18 protein-coding genes and 6 pseudogenes are annotated in these 18,320 nt (G+C 69.9%); 12 read left to right on the forward strand and 12 right to left on the reverse strand.

The genetic code is table 11. The features are described from left to right. The 3 genes and pseudogenes from H0X00_RS09820 to H0X00_RS09830 form a co-directional block, all read left to right on the forward strand. Positions 1 to 183 (forward strand): annotated as a pseudogene (locus tag H0X00_RS09820) (two-component sensor histidine kinase); the annotation flags it as partial. A 57-nt stretch (positions 184 to 240) separates the two neighbouring features. Beyond that, the gene (locus tag H0X00_RS09825) at positions 241 to 729 is read left to right on the forward strand and encodes a hypothetical protein (protein WP_293769516.1); all 489 of its coding nucleotides are present in this window, start codon (positions 241 to 243) and stop codon (positions 727 to 729) included. A 171-nt stretch (positions 730 to 900) separates the two neighbouring features. Next, a complete protein-coding gene (locus H0X00_RS09830) occupies positions 901 to 2,478 on the forward strand; it encodes an alpha/beta hydrolase fold domain-containing protein (protein ID WP_293769517.1) in 1,578 nt (525 codons plus the stop codon). A 125-nt stretch (positions 2,479 to 2,603) separates the two neighbouring features. Here H0X00_RS09830 and H0X00_RS09835 read toward each other — a convergent pair whose 3' ends face one another. The 4 genes and pseudogenes from H0X00_RS09835 to H0X00_RS09850 form a co-directional block, all read right to left on the reverse strand. Then, the gene (locus H0X00_RS09835) at positions 2,604 to 2,765 is read right to left on the reverse strand and encodes a hypothetical protein (protein ID WP_293769518.1); all 162 of its coding nucleotides are present in this window, start codon (positions 2,763 to 2,765) and stop codon (positions 2,604 to 2,606) included. A gap of 296 nt (positions 2,766 to 3,061) precedes the next feature. After that, complete coding sequence (locus H0X00_RS09840; protein WP_293769520.1) at positions 3,062 to 3,583, reverse strand: hypothetical protein; 522 nt, start codon at positions 3,581 to 3,583, stop codon at positions 3,062 to 3,064. Next, positions 3,580 to 4,059, reverse strand: coding sequence for a general stress protein (locus H0X00_RS09845; protein ID WP_367186535.1), 480 nt, complete (start codon positions 4,057 to 4,059; stop codon positions 3,580 to 3,582). The genes H0X00_RS09840 and H0X00_RS09845 overlap by 4 nt, the downstream gene beginning before the upstream one ends. Positions 4,060 to 4,217: 158 nt before the next feature. Next, positions 4,218 to 4,427: pseudogene (locus H0X00_RS09850) on the reverse strand (sigma factor-like helix-turn-helix DNA-binding protein); the annotation flags it as partial. Between the two features lie 12 nt (positions 4,428 to 4,439). Between H0X00_RS09850 and H0X00_RS23795 the strand changes: the two are divergent. Together H0X00_RS23795 and H0X00_RS09855 are read left to right on the forward strand one after the other, a co-directional pair. Continuing rightward, positions 4,440 to 5,015, forward strand: a pseudogene (locus H0X00_RS23795) (glycoside hydrolase family 15 protein); the annotation flags it as partial. A 4-nt stretch (positions 5,016 to 5,019) separates the two neighbouring features. Continuing rightward, positions 5,020 to 5,472 (forward strand): annotated as a pseudogene (locus H0X00_RS09855) (SDR family NAD(P)-dependent oxidoreductase); the annotation flags it as partial. Here H0X00_RS09855 and H0X00_RS09860 read toward each other — a convergent pair. The 3 genes from H0X00_RS09860 to H0X00_RS09870 all read right to left on the reverse strand — a co-directional run bounded on the left by H0X00_RS09860 (position 5,460) and on the right by H0X00_RS09870 (position 7,296). Beyond that, positions 5,460 to 5,705: a hypothetical protein gene (locus tag H0X00_RS09860; RefSeq protein ID WP_293769527.1), complete on the reverse strand. Its 246-nt coding sequence runs from the start codon at positions 5,703 to 5,705 to the stop codon at positions 5,460 to 5,462. The pseudogene H0X00_RS09855 and the gene H0X00_RS09860 sit on opposite strands and share 13 nt — an antisense overlap. Before the next feature lie 23 nt (positions 5,706 to 5,728). After that, positions 5,729 to 6,040: a DUF1622 domain-containing protein gene (locus tag H0X00_RS09865; protein ID WP_367186536.1), complete on the reverse strand. Its 312-nt coding sequence runs from the start codon at positions 6,038 to 6,040 to the stop codon at positions 5,729 to 5,731. Positions 6,041 to 6,495: 455 nt separating this feature from the next. Then, positions 6,496 to 7,296: a response regulator transcription factor gene (locus tag H0X00_RS09870; RefSeq protein WP_293769531.1), complete on the reverse strand. Its 801-nt coding sequence runs from the start codon at positions 7,294 to 7,296 to the stop codon at positions 6,496 to 6,498. A 98-nt stretch (positions 7,297 to 7,394) separates the two neighbouring features. Here H0X00_RS09870 and H0X00_RS09875 point away from each other — a divergent pair, with 98 nt between their 5' ends. Then, the gene (locus H0X00_RS09875) at positions 7,395 to 8,882 is read left to right on the forward strand and encodes a PLP-dependent aminotransferase family protein (protein ID WP_293769532.1); all 1,488 of its coding nucleotides are present in this window, start codon (positions 7,395 to 7,397) and stop codon (positions 8,880 to 8,882) included. A 69-nt stretch (positions 8,883 to 8,951) separates the two neighbouring features. Here H0X00_RS09875 and H0X00_RS09880 read toward each other — a convergent pair whose 3' ends face one another. The 5 genes and pseudogenes from H0X00_RS09880 to H0X00_RS09900 all read right to left on the reverse strand — a co-directional run bounded on the left by H0X00_RS09880 (position 8,952) and on the right by H0X00_RS09900 (position 14,200). Beyond that, positions 8,952 to 10,715, reverse strand: a complete 1,764-nt coding sequence (locus H0X00_RS09880; RefSeq protein ID WP_293769534.1) for a thiamine pyrophosphate-dependent enzyme — start codon at positions 10,713 to 10,715, stop codon at positions 8,952 to 8,954. Beyond that, a complete protein-coding gene (locus H0X00_RS09885; protein WP_293769535.1) occupies positions 10,712 to 11,173 on the reverse strand; it encodes a hypothetical protein in 462 nt (153 codons plus the stop codon). The genes H0X00_RS09880 and H0X00_RS09885 overlap by 4 nt, the downstream gene beginning before the upstream one ends. A gap of 61 nt (positions 11,174 to 11,234) precedes the next feature. Then, positions 11,235 to 11,768 (reverse strand): hypothetical protein, encoded by a 534-nt coding sequence (locus tag H0X00_RS09890; RefSeq protein WP_293769536.1) that lies wholly within the window; start codon positions 11,766 to 11,768, stop codon positions 11,235 to 11,237. Positions 11,769 to 12,314: 546 nt separating this feature from the next. Next, positions 12,315 to 13,616, reverse strand: a pseudogene (locus tag H0X00_RS09895) (molybdopterin-dependent oxidoreductase); the annotation flags it as partial. Between the two features lie 47 nt (positions 13,617 to 13,663). Next, on the reverse strand, positions 13,664 to 14,200 hold the full coding sequence (locus H0X00_RS09900) for a peroxiredoxin (RefSeq protein WP_293769538.1): 537 nt from the start codon (positions 14,198 to 14,200) through the stop codon (positions 13,664 to 13,666). A 337-nt stretch (positions 14,201 to 14,537) separates the two neighbouring features. Here H0X00_RS09900 and H0X00_RS09905 point away from each other — a divergent pair, with 337 nt between their 5' ends. The 6 genes and pseudogenes from H0X00_RS09905 to H0X00_RS23805 all read left to right on the forward strand — a co-directional run bounded on the left by H0X00_RS09905 (position 14,538) and on the right by H0X00_RS23805 (position 18,289). Continuing rightward, on the forward strand, positions 14,538 to 15,902 hold the full coding sequence (locus tag H0X00_RS09905; protein WP_293769540.1) for a mycothione reductase: 1,365 nt from the start codon (positions 14,538 to 14,540) through the stop codon (positions 15,900 to 15,902). Then, the gene (locus H0X00_RS09910; RefSeq protein ID WP_293769541.1) at positions 15,902 to 16,876 is read left to right on the forward strand and encodes an NAD(P)-binding domain-containing protein; all 975 of its coding nucleotides are present in this window, start codon (positions 15,902 to 15,904) and stop codon (positions 16,874 to 16,876) included. Before H0X00_RS09905 ends, H0X00_RS09910 begins: the two co-directional genes overlap by 1 nt. Positions 16,877 to 16,940: 64 nt before the next feature. After that, entirely contained in the window at positions 16,941 to 17,525 is a 585-nt protein-coding gene (locus H0X00_RS09915; protein WP_293769542.1) for a hypothetical protein, read from the forward strand. A 111-nt stretch (positions 17,526 to 17,636) separates the two neighbouring features. Beyond that, positions 17,637 to 17,771 carry a hypothetical protein gene (locus H0X00_RS09920; protein WP_293769543.1) on the forward strand — a complete coding sequence of 45 codons (135 nt, stop codon included), beginning with the start codon at positions 17,637 to 17,639 and terminating at the stop codon, positions 17,769 to 17,771. A gap of 185 nt (positions 17,772 to 17,956) precedes the next feature. Then, positions 17,957 to 18,160, forward strand: a pseudogene (locus tag H0X00_RS23800) (calcium-binding protein); the annotation flags it as partial. Between the two features lie 21 nt (positions 18,161 to 18,181). Then, complete coding sequence (locus H0X00_RS23805; protein WP_367186534.1) at positions 18,182 to 18,289, forward strand: hypothetical protein; 108 nt, start codon at positions 18,182 to 18,184, stop codon at positions 18,287 to 18,289. Positions 18,290 to 18,320 lie beyond the last annotated feature (31 nt).

The raw sequence follows: 18,320 nt of genomic DNA on the forward strand, positions 1-18,320 counted from the left end.
GCGTTGCACGACCGCTACCGCGGCGAGCGCCGGGTCGGGGTGGGCGTCGGGCTCGCGCTGGTCGACGGGCTCGCCGGGCGCCTCGGCGGGTCGGCCACGGCCGGTCACGCCCCGGAAGGCGGCGCGGCGTTCACCGTCCGGCTTCCGACCGCGGATCCTTACACGACCCGAACATCGCCCTGACCCTGTCCTCACTTCGCCGGCGCACCGTAGAGGCATCCAATGGGAGGGGAGCTTCACATGAAGCTGGGCAACATGCGATGGAGTCACGCGACGGGGTGGGCGGTGGCCGGCGTTCTCGCCCTGGTCGCTGCGGGCGGGGTGGCGAGCGCGGCGGTCGGCGGCGAGTCGCCGGCACCGGGCACCACGAAGAACAGCAAGCTGACGGAAGATCAGAAATCTGAAAAGAAGGCGGGAAAGGGCGCCCAGAATGTCCTGCAGCGCCTCGGCGGGCGGGTGGAACACGGCGAGGCTGTGCTCCGGACCAAGGAAGGCACGAGGTCCGTCCTGGTCCAGCGGGGCGAGGTGACCGCGGTGTCCGCCGACGAGCTGACGGTGAAGAGTGCGGACGGGTTCCAGGCCACCTGGCCCCTGACCGACGCGACCCGGGTGCGCTCGGACGGCAAGAAGGCCGATCCCGCCGACCTCGCCACGGGCGACAAGGTCGGGGTGGCCGGCTCCGGCGACGGCACGACGGGCAAGGCCGCGATCGTGCGCGAGAAGAGCTGAGCCGGACGCGGGGCAGGCAGGTTCTCCCTCGCTGAGGCCGGGGAGGTTGGCAACCGACATGCGTCCACCAGACGTCGACTGTCCAGCCGCCCTGGCCTCGGTTGAGCTGGGTTGCGCCCAGTGCCGACGGGTAGAGCACGGCGACCGAGAGAGCTGCTCCAGCTGCGGGGGATGACGATGGCGCTGCCGTACCCGACGATGCCCGGCGATGTGGACCACATGATCGCGAACGACCACGCGGTGGTGACCAGGCAATTCGAGCACTGGGAGGCCGGGCGCGGGGACCGCCGAGTGCTGGCCGATCAGATCTGTTTCAACATTGCGCTGCACGCCGATGCCGAGGAGCGCACGTTCTACCCCGAGCTCAAGCGCATCGGGCGGGAAGCGGACGCCGAGAAACTGCTGGCCGAGCACGCGAAGGTCAAGAAGCTGGTCAAGACGGTGGAGCGCGACGAGCCCGGCGAGGCCGATCTGGAGGACGCGATGGGCGAGATCATCGCCGCCATCCGCCACCATGCCCATGAGGAGGAGACGACCTTCCTGCCGCGGCTGCGCGAGGAGGTCGGCGCCTCCCGGATGGCTGAGCTCGGAGGGAAGTTCCTGGCCGCCAAGCGCACCGCCCCGACCCGCTCGCACCCGGCGGCGCCGTCCAGCGCGATCGGCCACAAGCTCGCGGACGCCGGCGCGGCGATGATCGACAAGTTGCGCGACACGATCGACGGCCGCGTCAAGGGTCTGGCCACCGACCCCTCGGGGCTGCTGGACCCGCAGGCCCAGGACCTGCTGAACGCGTTCTCCGCGCTCGGCCCGCAGCCACCGGAGATCCTCGAGCCGGACGAGGCGCGCAAGCAGCCGGGCCTCGATGAGGCCGTGCGGTCGTGGTTGTTCCAGCAGGGCAGGTCCAACGAGCCTGAGCCGGTGGGCGACGTCAAGAACATGATCGTTCCAGGTCCTGGCGGCGACCTGCCGATCCGCGTCTATACCCCCGCCGGGGCCGGGTCCGAGCCGCTTCCGGTGCTGCTGTGGATCCACGGCGGCGGGTGGGTGCTCTATACCGTCGACAACTACGACGCTTCGTGCCGCGGGTTGTGCAACAAAACCGGTGCGATCGTGGTCTCCCCTGAGTACCGCCGTGCACCCGAGGACGTCTTTCCCGCCTCACACGATGACGTCCTCGCGACCTACCGCTGGCTGGACGCGAATGCGGCTCAGCTCGGCGGTGACCCGCGCCGGATCGCGATCGGCGGCGAGTCGGTCGGAGGGAACATGGCCGCCGCCACCTGCCTGCAGCTGAAGGCGGCCGGGGACCCGATGCCAGTCGCGCAGGTCCTCGTCTACCCGGTCACGACTGCTGAGCAGGTCGGTGAGTCCATGGCCGACGCGGCCGATGCCCGGCCGCTGAACCTTCCGCTGTTGTCCTGGATGGCGATGCACGCCTTCCAGGGAGTTCCGCACGCGGCGAAAGACCCCCGGATCGATCTCCTCGGGGTGGCCATCGAGGAACTCGCCGGGCTGCCGCCGGCGCTGGTGATCACCGACGAACGGGACGTCCTGCGCAGTCAGGGCGAGGAGTTCGCCGCGCACCTGGACAAGGCCGGTGTCGCGGTTACGGCCACACGCTACGACGGGATGATGCACGAATTCTTCGGTGCCTCGGCGGTGCTGGACAAGGCCGAGCAGGCGCAGCAGGAGGCGGCCGACCATCTCCTGCGTGCGTTCAACTCCGCTGCGGGTCCCGTCGCGGGATAGCTCGCGGACCCGCCGTGGCGGAAGTGGGCGCGCCGCCCGATGAGCTGAACAGGTACGGGCAGAACTGGGACCTGCCGCTGTTCTCCGGCGTCTGGGCCGCCGTTGCTGTGAATCCGGTTGAACCGTCACGGATTGCCGTCGGTGGTATTGGACTCCCGGGCCAGATGGACGCCGGTGTCCTGCACGTGGTCGCCGGGGAACGGGCGTAAGTTGCGGTCGGTGATCAGGTTGCCGGTCCCGCGGATCGCGCGCGGCTTCGGGTGTGATCGTCCCGGCGGCGAGCGCACCGCGGTCAGTAAGCACCGCCGCGTGCATGCGGAGGGTGAGGTGCTCGGCTGTGGCCATCGGCGTCGTCCCTCCACTCGGCAACTGGCGTCACCGGGGTCCGGGCTAACGATGCGATCAAGTACGCAGACCGCAGGGCAAAGTCGAGGGATTCAGCCGTGCTGGGTGATGAAAAGCCTGTTTCGTGGGTGCCCCGTTGCGATGCAACGGCCGCAGAAGCCCGCTCCGATCCGCGGCCCGGCAGGCTTACGAGCGCAGCCGCAGGCGGCGAGGACCAACGCGAGGGCGGCGCAGCCGATCACGCCGGCGTCGTTGCCCAGGACGGCGCCGATGAACCTCGGAGGGACCGCGACCGGTCCAGCGCGGTGTCGAATAGGCGGCCGGTAGCCTGGGCCTGGACGTACTTGTCGACCACGTCGACAACGACATCCTTGGTGGACCAGCAGGTGGGGCGGTAGAGCCCGAGGGCGGTGTTGAGCAGGACGTCGCCGGTGTATACGGCGCCGAACACGGCGTTCACCGCCTTCTGCCCGCGCAGGCCGCGCCACGTTGCCACGCCGTACGCGGCCCCCCACAGCGTCCCGAGCGCGTAGTGGGTGACGTTGTTCAGCCGCCGTCGTCCGGCCGGGGTCCGGGGATGGATGGGGAGCACCCGCTGCGCGAAGTCGGCGGGCGCGTAGCTGGGCTCGCGCCCGGTGATCGGCATCTCGACGTACTTCTGAAACGCCGTCATCACCGCGGTCCCGGCCACACCGGCGACCACGCCCAGGCCCAGGATCCGGACGGGCGAAGGTGATCCGGCCCCCATTGCCCAGCTCATGCGGGCATGGCCGCGAGCAGGTTGCGGGCCTGATCGGCGACCCGATGCTCGACCATGACCTCGTACTTGGTGGCGACGATCTGGCTGACAGAGGAGAAGTCCCGCGTCCCGCCCCGGGTGAGCGCGGTAAAGCCGATCTGACTCCAGATCAGGCCGAACAGGGCGCCCAGCGGCGGCGTCGTGAACAGCGCGCCCGCCTGCCCGTCGTTGCTGAACAAGGCGAAGGCGAGGCCGACGAACAGCCCGATCCACAGGCCCGAGATGGCCCCGGCCGCGGCCACCCGGCCGCGGGTCAGGCGCCCAGTCACGCGTTCGATCGACCTCAGCTCGGTGCCGACGATGGCGAGCGCACTCACCGCGAACTCGTTGTCGGACAGGTAGTCGACCGCGTGCTGGGCCTGGGCGTAGTCGTCGTAGACCGCGAGGGATCTCGGATAGTCCAGTTCCAGGCCGCGGTACGGAACCGCTTTCTGCATAGTCACGATCGGCGCCTTTCATTGGTGTTGCTATCGAGTGGTTACCCTCCAGTCAGAGCACGAACCTCGCCAGCGGGTCGCGCCCCGTGCGCCCGCACTCCGGTTGCCGCACCCGACGCGGACTGATCACGGCGGAGAATCATCAGGCAGGCCGGAGGTCATGCGGTCCTCCGACCTGCCCCTGGTGACCGCACCCTGGCGACGGCCAGGAGCGGCGTGCGTGGAGGTTCGGGACAGCTGGCCATGAGCTGGGTCCGCAGGTCCGCCAACGTGCTGTCCAACAGCCGGGAGACATGCGGTTGGGAGATGCCGAGCCGGCGAGCGATCTCGGCCTGGGAGTGATCGTCGTAGAAGCGCAGCCGGACCAGGCCTGGGAAGAGCCCGATGCGGGGATGTGGGAGGCCCGGGACTCCCAGCGTCACTACACCTCCTCCAAGGTGATGTGCTGGGTGGCCCTGGACCGGGCCGTCGAGCTCGCCGCGAGGCTCGGTGGCGGCGCCGACCCGGACACCTGGCTGGCCGCTCGCGAGGACATCAAGGCTGCCGTGCTCGCCCAGGCGTGGAGCGAGAAGGCAGGCGCCTACTGCGGCGCCTACTGCGGCGCCTTCGGCTCCGATGACCTGGACGCCTCCGTGCTGCTGGTGCCGCTGGTCGGCTTCCTGCCGGCCACCGACCTGCGCATGAAAGCGACGATCGAGGCCGTCGCCAGCCACCTCGGCGAGCGCGGGCTGGTGCGGCGCTGGCCGAGTGACCGCAGCGGGTTCTTGATCAGCACCTTCTGGCTCGTCGAATGCCTTGTCCTGGTCGGTCAGCCGGAGCAGGCGGAGCGCTGGTTCCGCGGCGCGACCGCGCACGCCAACGACCTGGGACCGATGGCCGAAGAGGCAGATCCGAAGTCCGGCGAGCTACTGGGCAGCTACCCGCAGGCGTTCTCCCACGTCGGGCTGATCAACGCTGGTGTTCGACAACGCCCTGCGCAGCAACGTGTACGCGACGTTCTTCTGCTGCCGGCGCTTCGCCCAGATCCGTACGTCGGCAGGCGGCGGCGGCAAGATGATCAACGTCACCTCGGTGCACGAGGACATCCCCAACGTCGGCGGGGCCGACTACGACTGTTCCAAGGGCGCCTTGCGGATGCTCACCCGCACGCTGGCCCTGGAGCTGGCACCGCAACGGACCAATGTGAACAGCCTCGCCCCCGGCATGGTGCTGACCCCGTTCAACCAGGCGGCCATCGATGACCCCAAGCTGCTCGAGGAGCAGGTCCAGAGCATCCCGTGGAAGCGAGCCGCCCAGCCCTCGGAGATCGCCCGCCTGGCCGCGTTCCTCGCGTCCAGCGACGCCGACTACGTCACCGGCGCGACCTACGTCATGGACGGCGGACTGCAGCGCAGCCTGGGTCAGGGCGCTTGACCTCGATCCATCCTTGGTCGCGCTCGGCGGCCGGCGCTCAGGCCCACCCGAGCAAGGCGACGTAGGGGCACCAGGCCGGCAACGATGGCCAGCTCCGCCAGCGACGGCGTACCGGCCAGGCGCAGCAGCCCGGCCGCGAGGAGCAGGTCGAGCACCGCCACCAGGGCCGGTTCCAGCCGGTGCGTGCTGGCCAGTACGACGCCGCCGCTGACCAGCGCCATGGCCACCAACACCAGCGCGAGCTGCCCGTAGATGCTCAGCGTTCGACCACCTTGGTTCGGTCCTCGGCGATCTCCCGAGCGAGGAAGAAGTTGAGGGCGGTCCGGATCGCCGCCGTCGCTGCGAGCTTGCCGAGTTCGTCGAACGACGGAGCGACCGCGGTTCGCAGGATGTCCGCGGCCAGCTGGAACTCCAACCCCAGGACCAGGAACCGGCCGAGCACGAAGCGCACCTTGACGAAGTCCTCGATGCTGCCCCGGCGCACCGCCACGAGCAGGAACAACCCGAAGGCGAGGACCGCCCCGATGACGATGATGACCGCGCCGGCCGCCTCCACCAGCAGGACCATGGCGTCGACCACATCGCGAAGAACATCCTCCGCCTTCACAGCCGCCTCCCCACACCCGATGCCTAGGCGCCGGCCTCGGCGTCGTGGACGTAGGACATCACCGGATTGTCCGGCAGGGGGCCGCCCGGATTGGCCACGGTCACCGCCCCGGGAACGCTCGCCTCGACCTTGGCGGCGCCCCACGACCATCGGGGCCACCCCGATCGCGACGACTCCGTTGGCCGAGCGCAGAAACGACCGCCGGCTGCCTGCGGGCAGGTCGCGGCAGCTCGCACCGTCCGTCGATCCAGCGGATCGGCTCGGCATGAAATCCGCTTTGATTCGCCACAACCTCATCGGCCAGACCTCTTCCATGCGGGCTACGACACGACCAGGGCGACCCCCGCGTGGGTCCACAGGCCGGCCGGGATGTAAGGAATGTGCAACCCGTCGATGGGGGCGTATTCGACGCTGCCTCAGGTTGCGGGCCACACCGGCTCGACGCCGTAGTCCAACCGGTAGCCGACGCCCCAAACGGTCCTGATCAGCACCGGGTTCGACGGGTCGGATTCGATCTTCACCCGGAGGCGGCGGACGTGGACGGTGACGGTGTCCAGGCCGCCGATGTTATAGCCCCACACGTCCGCGCGGAGCCGCTCGCGGCTGAGCACCTGACCGGGATGGGTCATGAAGAAGGCGAGCAGGTCGAACTCCAGAGCCGTCAGGCTCAGCGGCGTGCCACGAAGCGTCGCCGTCCGGGCCGCGAGTTCGAGGCGCAACGGGCCGACCTCGACATCGTGAACGGTATCGGGGGTACGGGAACCGCGGCGCAGCAGCGCGGCCAGCAACGACACCGCCTCGTCCGGCCGCAACCGGCCCAGAACGCAGTCGGCGCCGCCCCGGACCAGATCGGTCCTGTGCTGGGCGTTCGCGGCCGCACTCACGATGACCGAGGCGGCCTGGCGGGCCACCGCGGCGGCGAGCTCGAGGGGAACCAGCTGATCCTCGGCGCAGACCAGCGCCCCCGCTCGCACTCCGGCCGCGGCGATCGCGTGGTGGGCCGCGGGTAGCCCGGTGACGGCCTGCACCTCGGCTCCGGCCCGTTCTAGGACCTCGATCAGACCCCGCGGGGTCGGTGAGTCCAGGACGACGAGCACGATCGTCTCGGCGTCGAGCAATGCCCCGCCCGGGCCCTCGCCCTCCGCGGTCAACGCTGCGTGCCGGATTCTGCGGTGCTTCTCGGTATCACCCGGGTGTCGGGAGGGAACGATCGTCATGGTCGATATCCCAGCTCCGTGAAGATCACGTAGGTGACCTTGTCCGAGTGATGGTCCGTAGTACAGGACCAGTGATAGGCATAAATCGAGGACCACCGGTGTCACTGAATGCCGCCGAGCTGCTTCTGCTGCTCGAACGAACCCCGACCGGGCCGCTGCGGGTGCGCCTGGCGACGGCGCTGCGCGATGCGATCCGCGCGGGCCAGCTGGCCCCCGGAGCCACGATGCCCTCGACGCGCGTGCTCGCCCAGGATCTAGGTGTCTCGCGGGGCGTCGCCGTCGACGCCTACGCACAACTCTGCGCGGAGGGATTCCTGACGACCCGACACGGCTCCGCCACCACGGTGGCCTTCCGGCCGGCGACGGCGCCACATGACCTCTGGACGGGTGGGGAGCCGGCCCGCCCGCCCGTTCCCGAGCTCGACCTGCGGCCGGGTTGGCCGGATCTGTCGGCGTTCCCGCGCAAGGAGTGGGCCGCGGCGGTGCGCGACGTGCTGACCGTGCTGCCGAGCGCGGCTCTCGGCTACGACGAACCCTGGGGCGCGTGGGAGTTCAGGAGCCAGCTCGCGGCGTACCTGGCCCGGGTCCGCGGCGCCGTGTGCGCGCCGCCCGGCATCGTCGTGGTCGGCGGGGTGACCCAGGCCATCACGCTGATGTGCCGGGTCCTGCTCGGGCGCGGCCAGCCACGCCTGGCCGTCGAGGACCCGAGCAACCCGATCCAGCGCCGGCGGCTGGCCCGCCTGGGGATGGAGGTCGTCCCCATTCCGGTCGACCGGGACGGCCTGCAGGTGGACGCGTTGGCGCGCAGCGAGGCGAGCGCCGTCCTGTGCACCCCCGCGCACCAGTACCCCTGCGGGGTCAGCTTGTCACCGGAGCGCCGCGCGAGCCTGCTGCGCTGGGCCACCGAGGTCGACGGGCTCGTGCTGGAGGACGACTACGACGCCGACTTCCGTTACGAACGGACCCCGATGGGCTGCCTGCAGGGCATGGACCCGATGCACGTCGCGCTGCTGGGCAGCGTCAGCAAGACCCTCGCGCCGGCGCTGCGCATCGGGTGGGTCGTAACCCCGCCGCACCTGTTGGCGGCGCTGCGGGCGGCGAAGCGGGACGACGACCTCGGCGGCAACACCCTCGATCAGCACGTGCTCGCCCGGCTGCTCTCGACCGGCAGCTACGACCGGCACCTGCGGCTGCTTCGCCGCCGCTATCGCATCCGGCGAGACGGCCTTGTCGGGGCATTCACCCGACTGTTGCCGGACTGGGAGATCCTGGGCAGCGCCGGTGGGCTGCACCTGACCGTGCGCCCACCCGAGGGCACCCCGGAGAACCGCCTCGTCGCGGCAGCCGCCGGGCTCGGTCTGGCGGTCTTCGGGCTCGGCGCCATGAGCGTGGAGCGGGCTCCGATGGCGGGGATCGTGCTGTCCTACGCCCGCGCGACCCCGGACATGTCCGCGGAGGCGGTGCGCCGGCTCGCGCTGGCCATGGCAGCGCTTGATCAGGTCACCCCCGCCATGGAGGCGGCCGTCTCAACCGGCGCGCTCCCCTGGTTCGAAACGGGCGGCCTTCACGTCCCTGACATGCGGTGAACCGCGGGCCAGCGAGTGGCCGAGCGAGGTGGCCCGGCGCTTCGCTGCGCGCACCGTCCGCTTCGGCCCTCACGAGCGCAGGTGCTGGATCGTGTCGGCCGCGATCGCCTTGACGATCCCGGCCTTGTGCGGCTGACCGCGGGCGAAGGCCTTCGCGAACCCCTTCGCCTGCGCGTACTCGATCTTGCCCGGCAGCGGTGGCTCGTCGGCATCGACGTCGCAGTCGAGAAGGGCCGGCCCGTCATGGGCGAGGACCGCACGCACGGCGTCGTCGAGCTCGCCCGGGTCTCTCACCTTGACCCCGTACGCGCCGCAGGACCGGGCCCAGGGCGCGTAGTCGGCGAAGCCGGCGTGCCGGACTCCGTACTCCGGGTAACCGAGCGCGATCTGCTCCCACAGGATCTGGCCGTAGGCCCCGTTGTTGTTGATGAACACCTTGATCGGCAGCCCGTGCCGGGCTGCCGTGAGGAACTCGGCCATGAGCATCGCGAAGCCGCCGTCGCCGATGAAGGCCAGGACCTGACGGTCCGGATTGTTGAGCTGCGCGGCGATCGCATAGGGCAGGCCTGGGGCCATCGAGGCCAGGTTGCCCGACAGGTAGAACTCGCGCCGGTCCCGGATCGTCCAGTGCCGCGCGGCCCAGGTCGCGATCGTGCCGGAATCACACGTCAGGATCGCATCGGAACTCGCGTGCGCGTCGATGACCGACATCAGGTACTGCGGCGCGATCGGATCGCGGTCCACGCTCTCCAGCGACGCCATCTCCGCCCGCCAACGGCCCATGTCCTGCTGACACGAGGTCAGGAAGGACCGGTCCGGCTTGGGCTTGAGCAGCGGCATCAGCGCGGCCAGACCCTCCTTCGCGTCTCCGATCACCGGTGCCTCGGTCGGCATCCGGTTGCCGGCACGCACCGGGTCGGCCTCGAGCTGCACCGTGCGGACCCGATCGGGTTCGGGCAGGTGCTTGGTGTACGGAAAGTTGGTCCCGACCAGGAACAGGGTGTCGATCTCGCGCATCAGGTGCTCAGAGGGCCGGGTGCCGAGCAGCCCGATCCCACCGGTGGTGTACTCCGAGTCGTCTGGAACAGCGGCCTTCCCGGACAGCGTCTTCACGATTGGGGCGCCGAGCAGTTCGGCGAGCGCCAGCAACTCCTCACGGGCGTGCAGCGAACCCGCACCGGCCAGGATCGCCACCTTGGTGCCCTCGTTGAGGACGTCGGCCAGGCGCTGGAGGTCCTGATCCCGGGGACGTCCCGGCGCGGGGAACCACACCGGCGCGGTCTTGGGAGCCCGGCCCGGGGACGGATGACCGTAGGGGTCCTGGTCCGCCGGTGCCAGCTGGATGTCGTTGGGAAAGGTGATGTGGCTGACGGTGCGGCGGGTCAGGGCGGTGCGCACCGCCAGGTCGACGACGGTTTCCACGTGCAGCGGGTTGGTGATCATCACGTTGTACGCGGCGACGTCGGCGAACAACGTCTCCAGGTGCACCTCCTGCATGTACCCGGTGCCGAGCAGCCCCGTCTCCTGCATGCCGGTGATCGCCAGCACCGGTTGGTGGTCGAGCTTCGCGTCGTAGAGGCCGTTGAGCAAGTGCACCCCACCCGGCCCGGAGGTGGCGATGCACACGCCCAATCTCCCGGTGGTCTTGGCGTGCGCGCAGGCCATGAACGCGGCGGCCTCCTCGTGATGCACGAGCACGAAGCGGATCCTGTCCTGGTGGCGGCGCAGGGCCTCGAACAACCCGTTGATGCCGTCACCGGGCAGGCCGTAGATGGTGTCGACGCCCCAGTCGATCAGTCGGGTGATCAGCGACTCGGCCGCCAGTGCCTTCATGACGCGATGGCGCGGTCGAGGGCGGCGTAGGCCCGCCCGGTCGCCATCGCGTAGACGAGGTGGTGGAACACGTCGATCGCGATCTCCTGGTATTCCCACTCGTTGATCGGCGGCGCGACCTCGAGGGCGGGGAGCATCGTGGTCTCTGTCCCCCACACCAGGGCGAGATGCACGGCGTTCGCCAGCGGGGCGGGCAGGCGCGCGGCGGCGAGCAACCCGCGCGGGGCTCCCCAGCCGGTGCCGTACCCCCAGTGCACGAGGGTGGCGAACCGGGTCTGCTCCTTGGCGCCGACCGGTTTGACGCCCAGGACCTTGCCGGCGGCATCGGCCGGGGCGGTGCTGGGGTCACGACCGCGGATCTTGGCCTCCACGGTGCTGGACAGCGTCATCGCGGCCGTCCCGGCGACCCCCGCGAGCAGGCCCTTGGCCATCGCCGTGATCACAGTCGCAAACACCATCTCAAACTCCTCCTACCTGGGTGCGAAGCAGCCGGCCGGCCGCTCCAGTTGCTCCAGTTGCTCAGAAGCGATCGCTGGGCCATGGGGTCGCGGCGCCGTAGCGCTGGGTGGCCGGCCCGGCCGGCGGCGGGTTCGGACCGAAGATCCCGGGCCCGTAGGAGACGAGCCGGCGCGGGAAGAGCCGGGCGAACGGGTCGTCGCGCAACAGCACCACCGCCTGCTCGGCGGTGCACCCGGTCACGCCTGTGACGGCGCCGGCCAGGGTGTCGTCGCCGCGCGTCCGGGTCGACATGAACGCCGCGTGCCCCGAACGCAGCCGGGCGCGGACCGCGCCGCTGACCGCCACGTCGTCGAAGGGCAGCACCGCGCCGTCGGTCCAGCTGAGCGAGAGCCAGCCGGGTGGGCCGTCACTATCGAGCACCGCCGGATCGATCTTCGCGGAATCACTGTCTGTGCTGTCCGGCATTTCCCGGTCGACGTCGCGGTCGTCGCTGGGCACCAGGATCTCCAGGTAGCCGCACGTCCGCCCCGCCAGGTCGAGGAGCGGTGAGAACCTGGCCCCGGACTCTGGGCGGTCCTCCGTGATGCGAACCATGGCCATGACCTAGCGGTCCTCTGCGAGGCTGTCCGGCTGGACCCGGTGCGCGGGGTCCGCCCTGGGTGCCGGCGAGCGCGCACCCCGGGCGCGGCGTAGCCCGAACAGCAGCGCCGAGACACCGAAAACGATGGCGGTGACCAGCAGCCAGCTGCCGAGATAGCCCGACTGGTCCAGCCCGCTGGCGTTGCCGTAGGTGTCTTGGCTGCGGCGCAGGATGAGGGGGTAGAACATGACCAGGAGCAGGACTGAGATCAGGGCGGGCACGCGCACGTAGTTGACGTTGACCGCGCCGAGCGCGCGCAGGTACCGATCGGCGCGGGTGTAGAGCGGGAACAGCACGAAGTCGTGCAGGATCGCGGCGCCGAGGAACCACAGCGCCATCCGCAGCGGCGACGGTCCACTGCTGGCGGACAGGGCGGCCCAGCCAGCGAGCGCAAAGCAGGCGAGCAAGGACACCAGGTGCAGGGGCGAGGCCCCGTAGGCCCGCCTCCACCGCCCGGTCACGGTGTTGTGTATGCGCGGGTCGCTCATTGAGAGCACCAGCTCGATCGTGTTGACCCACTTGGTGTTGTGCACCCCGGGCAGCGCCGGGACGATGACCCGCGCCGGGTAGCCGTGATCTGGCGAGAGGTCCGCCCCGTTGACCCTCAGGGCCAGCAGGGAGTCGGGGTTCAGCAGCTGCCCGCGGTTGAGCGCGGCCCGGGCGAAGGCACCCTCTTTCTCCAGCGAGGTGACGACCCCGTGGCTCAGCTCCGTGGTGCCGGTGAGGGCGACCAGATCGCGCAGGCGGACCCCGGACCAGCTCTGCACGGTCGACCAACCCTCCACGCAGGCGATCGGGAGCCGGGCGGTGTGCTGCGGCAGGCTCTGCAACTGACGCAAAGTCAGAATCTTCTTCTCACGGCCAGTCACGGTCAGGGCCCAGGCAACTCCGGTCACCGCGGGCACGATCCCGGCGGCCATCGCCGTCCGGTTGACCTGGAAGTCATTGGGGCCACTACCGTAGGACTGCCCGCGGGCCGAGAGCACGGCGAAGGGGCGCAGCGGTGTCACGGTCTGCCCGATGGTGACTGCGGTCACCGCCAGCCCCGCCCCGCCGACGATCGCCAGCGCGCCGCGCCGGGACACCGTCGCCGGTGCCGGGTCCGGGGACACCAGCCCGTAGTCGTCGGGCGGCTCCGGCACGGTGTCGGCCAGCGGCGTCCGCAGTTCCTCGCGCAGGCTGCGACTGCGCAGGGACTTCACCATGGTCGGGAACTTGAGGCCGACGTGGAGCAGGAACGCGGCGATGAAGACCCAGGCGCCGTAGTAGTGCGCGGTGTAGAAGTCGAAGCCGTAGACGTAGTCGTACTGGATGTTGAGCACGCCGGTGACCAGCTCGAACAGGATGCTGCCCACGAGCAGCAGGACCGAGGCCCGTTCCAGGAGCTGAGCGATCGAACGCGAGGGGGGCCAGGCGAACAACTTGGGAATGACGGACCACAGCTTGGCGAGCACCACTGGGACCAGTGCCAGCCCGAGAGCCACATGCAGCCCCTGGTTGAGCCGGTAGAGCCACGCCGGATTCGTGGGCCAGGTGAAGAACGGCAGGTGCAGCCCGTGCGTGTCGGCCGGCAGCCCGTTGCCCTCGAACTGCGGCTGGTAGGCGATGTAGGACAGCAGGCCGGTGATGGTCACCACGGGCAGCAGCGCGAGCAGCACCGCGGCGAACACCGAGGTCAACCACGGACCGCGCAACGGGCTGCGAAACGCGCGGCCGGTGAACAACAGCCCCGGCGGCCGCCGGGCGGCCAGCGCTCGGAAGGCTCCCTGCGGCGCCCCGTACCGCGCGTCATCCTCGGCCATGGTGGTCCTCCCACCAGGTTCATTGCGCATGGGCTCGGTCTCCTCGCTCATGGGTGCGGCGCCGACCAGTCGGGCCGGACTCGGCGGCTGATCGCCCGCAGGTCCGCTCGAAGCTCCTCCACCGTCGGGCGGCCCAGGAACCAGTACCCGTCGTACACCGCCTGGACCGTCAGATCAGGCGCCAGCACCGCGACGGTCGGCGCATAGGGCCGATGGGTGGGATCGGTCGCCTCCTCCAGACCGAGCTTCGGCAACCACCGCCGGTCGGCATCGGACAGGAAGGTCCATCGGGCGTCGGCGCCGGCCCGCCAGGCCGCCTGGACCTCGGGCGGGTCGACGCTGACCGACACGATCCTGCAGTACGCGACCTCCAGCTCGTCCTGCCAGGACGTCAGCAGCCGCAGGTAGGCCTGCTCCTTCGGGCACCACCAGCCGCGGTAGAAGTGCAGCACGGTCGGATCGCCCGCCACCAGGTCCGACAGGCTGCGTTCGTTGCCGTTGTGATCGGGCAGGTCCAGGTCCGCGAAGATCCCACCGACCTGGATCGGTGGCCCCGCGGGATGTGGTGATCGGGTCTCAGGCATAGTCGATTCGTCTCCCAGGGCGCTGCAAGCACGCACCAGCCCCCGCGCGTCAGCGGCTTGCCTGCGTGCTGCCCCAGCAGCTCCTCGTCACCCGAGATTTGCCTTACAAGGTGCTAACAGGCACGAGAGCAGGAGCACCGACCACCCAGCGCGGACGCCCTACGCTGTTCCCGGACAGCAGGATCACGCGCTCGGACTCCTCGACCGCGTCGGTAAGAGCCGGTGAGGTCTTACCGGCTGGTGAACCCCGTCGCCGGTTCGGTTAGCAGCACCTCTACGCGGATACGTTCCCACTCGTGATCACCACGGCAAGGCGCGCGAGCGCGACGAGCGAATCGTGAAGACCTACGACCTGATCGTGCTCGGCGCGGGCAGCGGGAATTCACTGCTGGGGCCGGAACTGGCGCACCTGCGCACCGCGATCGTGGAACCCGACCGCTTCGGCGGGACGTGCCTGAACCGTGGGTGCATCCCGTCGAAGATGCTGGTGGTTGCGGCGGATGCCGCGCGGGCGGTGACCGAGGCCCGGCGCCTCGGCGTGCATGCGACGCTGGATCTGCTCGACTGGCCCGCGATCCGGGACCGGATCTTCGGGCGGATCGATCCGCTGCACGACGACGCCATCGACTACCGGCGCAAGAACGGGATCGACGTCTACCCCGGGTCCGCTCGCTTCGTGGCACCGAAGGTGCTCGAGGTCGACGGTGAACAGCTGACGGCAGATCAGATAGTCGTCGCGGTGGGTGCGCGACCGGTCGTCCCGCCGATTCCCGGGCTGGACGGCGTGCCGTTCCACACCTCGGACACCATGATGCGCATCGACGAGGTGCCCCGTTCCCTCGTCATCATCGGCGGTGGGTTCATTGCGGCCGAGCTTGGGCACGTCTTCGCCTCGTTCGGCGCCGAGGTGACGATCATCGCCCGCAGCCCCCGTCTGCTGATGGCCGAGGACGAGCAGATCTCCATCCGGTTCACCGAGCTGGCCCAGGAGCGCTTTCGCGTCCTGCTGGACTCCGCGGCCACCTCGGTGGCTGCCCGCGACGGAGGTGTGACCGTGAGCGTCGAGCGGGACCGACAGGCCTCACAGATCGAGGGTGCAGCCCTGCTGGTGGCGACCGGACGCATCCCCAACACGGACCTGATCGACGCGGCCACCGGCGGGCTGGCGCTCGACGAGCACGGCCACGTCGTCACCGACCACGCCTACCGGAGCACGGTTTCCGGCGTCTGGGCTCTCGGTGACACCGCGAACCACTTCCAGCTCAAGCACATGGCCAACGCCGAGCAACGCGTCGTGAGCCACAACCTGGCCCATCCCGAGAGCCTTCGCCAGTTGAACCATCGCGTGCTGGTTCCGCATGCGGTGTTCTCCGACCCGCAGATCGCTTCGGTCGGTCTGACCGAGGCGCAGGCGCAGGAGCAGGGTCTCGCCCATGTGGTGGCGTGCCGGGACTACGCCGCGACGGCCTACGGCTGGGCGCTGGAGGACACCACGAGCTTCGTCAAGATCCTCGTCGACCCCCGCGCCCGCACGCTGTTGGGCGCCCACATCATCGGCCCGCAGGCCGCGCTGCTGCTGCAACCGCTGCTGCAGGCCATGATGCTGGGTCAGACGGTGGACCAGCTCGCCCGTGACGTCCTCTACATCCACCCCGCCCTGACCGAAGTCCTCGAGCAGGCGCTCCTTGAGGTGAGTAGCTGATGCAGATCGGCATGGTCGGCCTCGGACGGATGGGTGCGAGCCTGGTCCGGCGGCTCCTCGCGGACGGCCACGAGTGTGTGGTCTTCGACACCGATGCCGACACGGTTGCGAAACTGAGCGAGGAAGGCGCAATCGGCGCCGACTCCGTCGCCGACCTCGCGGCCCGGCTGAGCGCGCCGCGCGCGATCTGGGTGATGGTCCCCGCGGAGCTCACCGGCACGGTCCTCGACGATCTCGCCGCGCACCTCGACTCCGACGACGTGCTGATCGACGGCGGCAACAGCTATTACCGCGAAGACATCGACCGCGCCGAGGCGCTGCGCGAATCCGGCATCCACCACGTCGACGTCGGGACCAGCGGCGGGGTCTTCGGCCTCGTCGGGTGCAGGGGACGGCTCCGGGTCCTGCGTCGCGATTCCGGGGGCGCACCTAGGCGATGCGGTCAATGGCCGCCCCATCATCGACACCACCAGCGGCCGCCGCTTCACGCTGCCCGCCAACCCAGTCGAGCCGTCGGTCGGGGTCTGGATTGCCGAGCTCAACGTTCCAGGCGCAGCTCACGACGTCCCGGAGACGCTGATCTGCGCGACGGCCAAGCCCGCGTCCGCTTCCTGACGGTGCCGCGGAAGCGCCACCCGATGGCGACTCGGTTGGGAGCAACGCCTTACTCTCTCAGCCCCAGGCAACCCACGGTAGATTCCTTCGATCGACGTTATCGTTTTGGCGGCAGGACGACCGGCCGGTCCGACGGCGCCTACGCGGCCGCCTTGTTGCGCGCCTTCTTCAGCGCGCGGATCGGGCATTTCTTGCACAGCGGCTTCGACTTGCAGCACTTCTTCTTCACCTTGCCGGCCTTGATCAGCCTCCGCACGACCTCCTGTGGGGAGGGCGGGGCTTTCCCTGGCCTCGGCTCATCTCTCCAGCATGAGTACCCGCAGCGCCCGGCCGGATTCGGGGTCTTTGAGTTCGACTGATCGGCCGCTCAAGATCGCCGCTCCTGCGACCGTTGCAACGGACGGATCAGAAGGGGAGGGGCGCGTGGTCAGGTTCGCGGGCGGACCCGGGATCCGGCGATCCCGGCGCCAGGCACCGGACGTCTTCGATTTCGGCCTGGCGGGGTACGTCCCGACCTGGACGAACGACCTCGACGCGTTGGTGACCACCCACTCCGGCCGGCTAGGAGATCTGGTCGGCCGTCGCCTGGTCCGGGCCTCGCTGATGTGGGACGCCAAGCGTGATGTCTGGTGGGCGGACGGCCCCGTCGTCCTCGACTTCGACGGCGTCCGACTCGAGATCAACCACCAGAAGTTCGACGATCTCTCCATCACCTGGGACACGATCGACCTCGACCGTCCGATCCGGTGGGCGGGCTCGCGCCGACCCAAACTGAGATGGCGTCACGACGTTCCCCAGGACCTGGCCGAGCTGCACGGCCGGCCGGTGACCGGCGTCCAACTCCTCCGCTGGGCCAGCGACGATCCGACCGATCTCGGCAACGGCAGCCCGCAGGTGGGGTTCGGCTTCGGCGGGCGCGAGATGACCGTCTTCAACGCCCTCGACGAGAACGGCCTGTGGTTCGGCCCGCTCGGGCGGCACCACCAGGTGGTGTGGTCGGCAGGCTGACGCACGGGGAGTAGGTCGCTACCTTCCGGCCCCGTCAACGCACGGTAGATCTCCTCCAGGCTCGATGTTGAGCCCTGCTAACTCGCCGGAGGATCGCCATGGGACGCATGGATGAGGAGGTCATGTTTCAGCGCGCGGACCGGGCACTTCTTGCGCAGCGGCCCCGACCTGCAGCACTTCCTCTTCACCCTGCCGGCCTCGATCTTGGCCCGCACGATCTCCTACGGGCTCTGGTCGAGGCGGTGATCGAAAGGGGCTTCCAGCGGCTAGCTGGGTGCTTTGCTGAGTTCGAGCTTTCGGCGGATCCTGTCGCCGACATGGCAGGCACGCGCTCGCTTACCACGAGGCGGCAAGAGAGAACCCGCACCTGTTCGACCTGATGTTCGGCTTGTCGACGCCGGGCGGCTACCGGCAGATCGAACGGCGGCGGCGACATCATCAACGGCGGCGCCGGCAAGGACCTGATCTGCGGCGGGACCGGTGAGGACACGCTCCGCGGCAGCACGGGTGGCGACGCCCTGATCGGCGGGGGCGGTAACGACACCCTTAGTGGCGGGGACGGGGCCGACGACCTGCTGGGCAACGCGGGGAAGGACCGGCTCAACGGCGGGAAGGGACCGGACGACCTCTCCGGCGGCGCCGGCAACGACAAGCTCATGGGTGGGCCCGGCAACGACCGGATCGTCGGCGGCGGCGGTACGGACCGCGGCGACGGTGGGCCCGGCACCGACACCTTCCGCAGCACCGAAGTCCGCAAGAACTGACTGTTCCGACCAAGCGTCGAGGCGCCGCGGC

Source organism: Sporichthya sp. (genome assembly GCF_013815995.1).
Classification (GTDB): Bacteria; Actinomycetota; Actinomycetes; order Sporichthyales; family Sporichthyaceae; genus Sporichthya.

Coding starts and splice junctions, on each gene's coding strand:
- H0X00_RS09825 (WP_293769516.1), top strand. CDS start 241: ATGAAGCTGGGCAACATGCGATGGAGTCACGCGACGGGGTGGGCGGTG.
- H0X00_RS09870 (WP_293769531.1), bottom strand. CDS start 7,296: ATGACGATCGTTCCCTCCCGACACCCGGGTGATACCGAGAAGCACCGC.
- H0X00_RS09830 (WP_293769517.1), top strand. CDS start 901: ATGACGATGGCGCTGCCGTACCCGACGATGCCCGGCGATGTGGACCAC.
- H0X00_RS09920 (WP_293769543.1), top strand. CDS start 17,637: ATGAGGAGGTCATGTTTCAGCGCGCGGACCGGGCACTTCTTGCGCAGC.
- H0X00_RS09890 (WP_293769536.1), bottom strand. CDS start 11,768: ATGGTTCGCATCACGGAGGACCGCCCAGAGTCCGGGGCCAGGTTCTCA.
- H0X00_RS09880 (WP_293769534.1), bottom strand. CDS start 10,715: ATGAAGGCACTGGCGGCCGAGTCGCTGATCACCCGACTGATCGACTGG.
- H0X00_RS09840 (WP_293769520.1), bottom strand. CDS start 3,583: ATGAGCTGGGCAATGGGGGCCGGATCACCTTCGCCCGTCCGGATCCTG.
- H0X00_RS09900 (WP_293769538.1), bottom strand. CDS start 14,200: ATGCCTGAGACCCGATCACCACATCCCGCGGGGCCACCGATCCAGGTC.
- H0X00_RS09865 (WP_367186536.1), bottom strand. CDS start 6,040: ATGGTCCTGCTGGTGGAGGCGGCCGGCGCGGTCATCATCGTCATCGGG.
- H0X00_RS23805 (WP_367186534.1), top strand. CDS start 18,182: ATGGGTGGGCCCGGCAACGACCGGATCGTCGGCGGCGGCGGTACGGAC.
- H0X00_RS09845 (WP_367186535.1), bottom strand. CDS start 4,059: ATGCAGAAAGCGGTTCCGTACCGCGGCCTGGAACTGGACTATCCGAGA.
- H0X00_RS09885 (WP_293769535.1), bottom strand. CDS start 11,173: ATGGTGTTTGCGACTGTGATCACGGCGATGGCCAAGGGCCTGCTCGCG.
- H0X00_RS09910 (WP_293769541.1), top strand. CDS start 15,902: ATGCAGATCGGCATGGTCGGCCTCGGACGGATGGGTGCGAGCCTGGTC.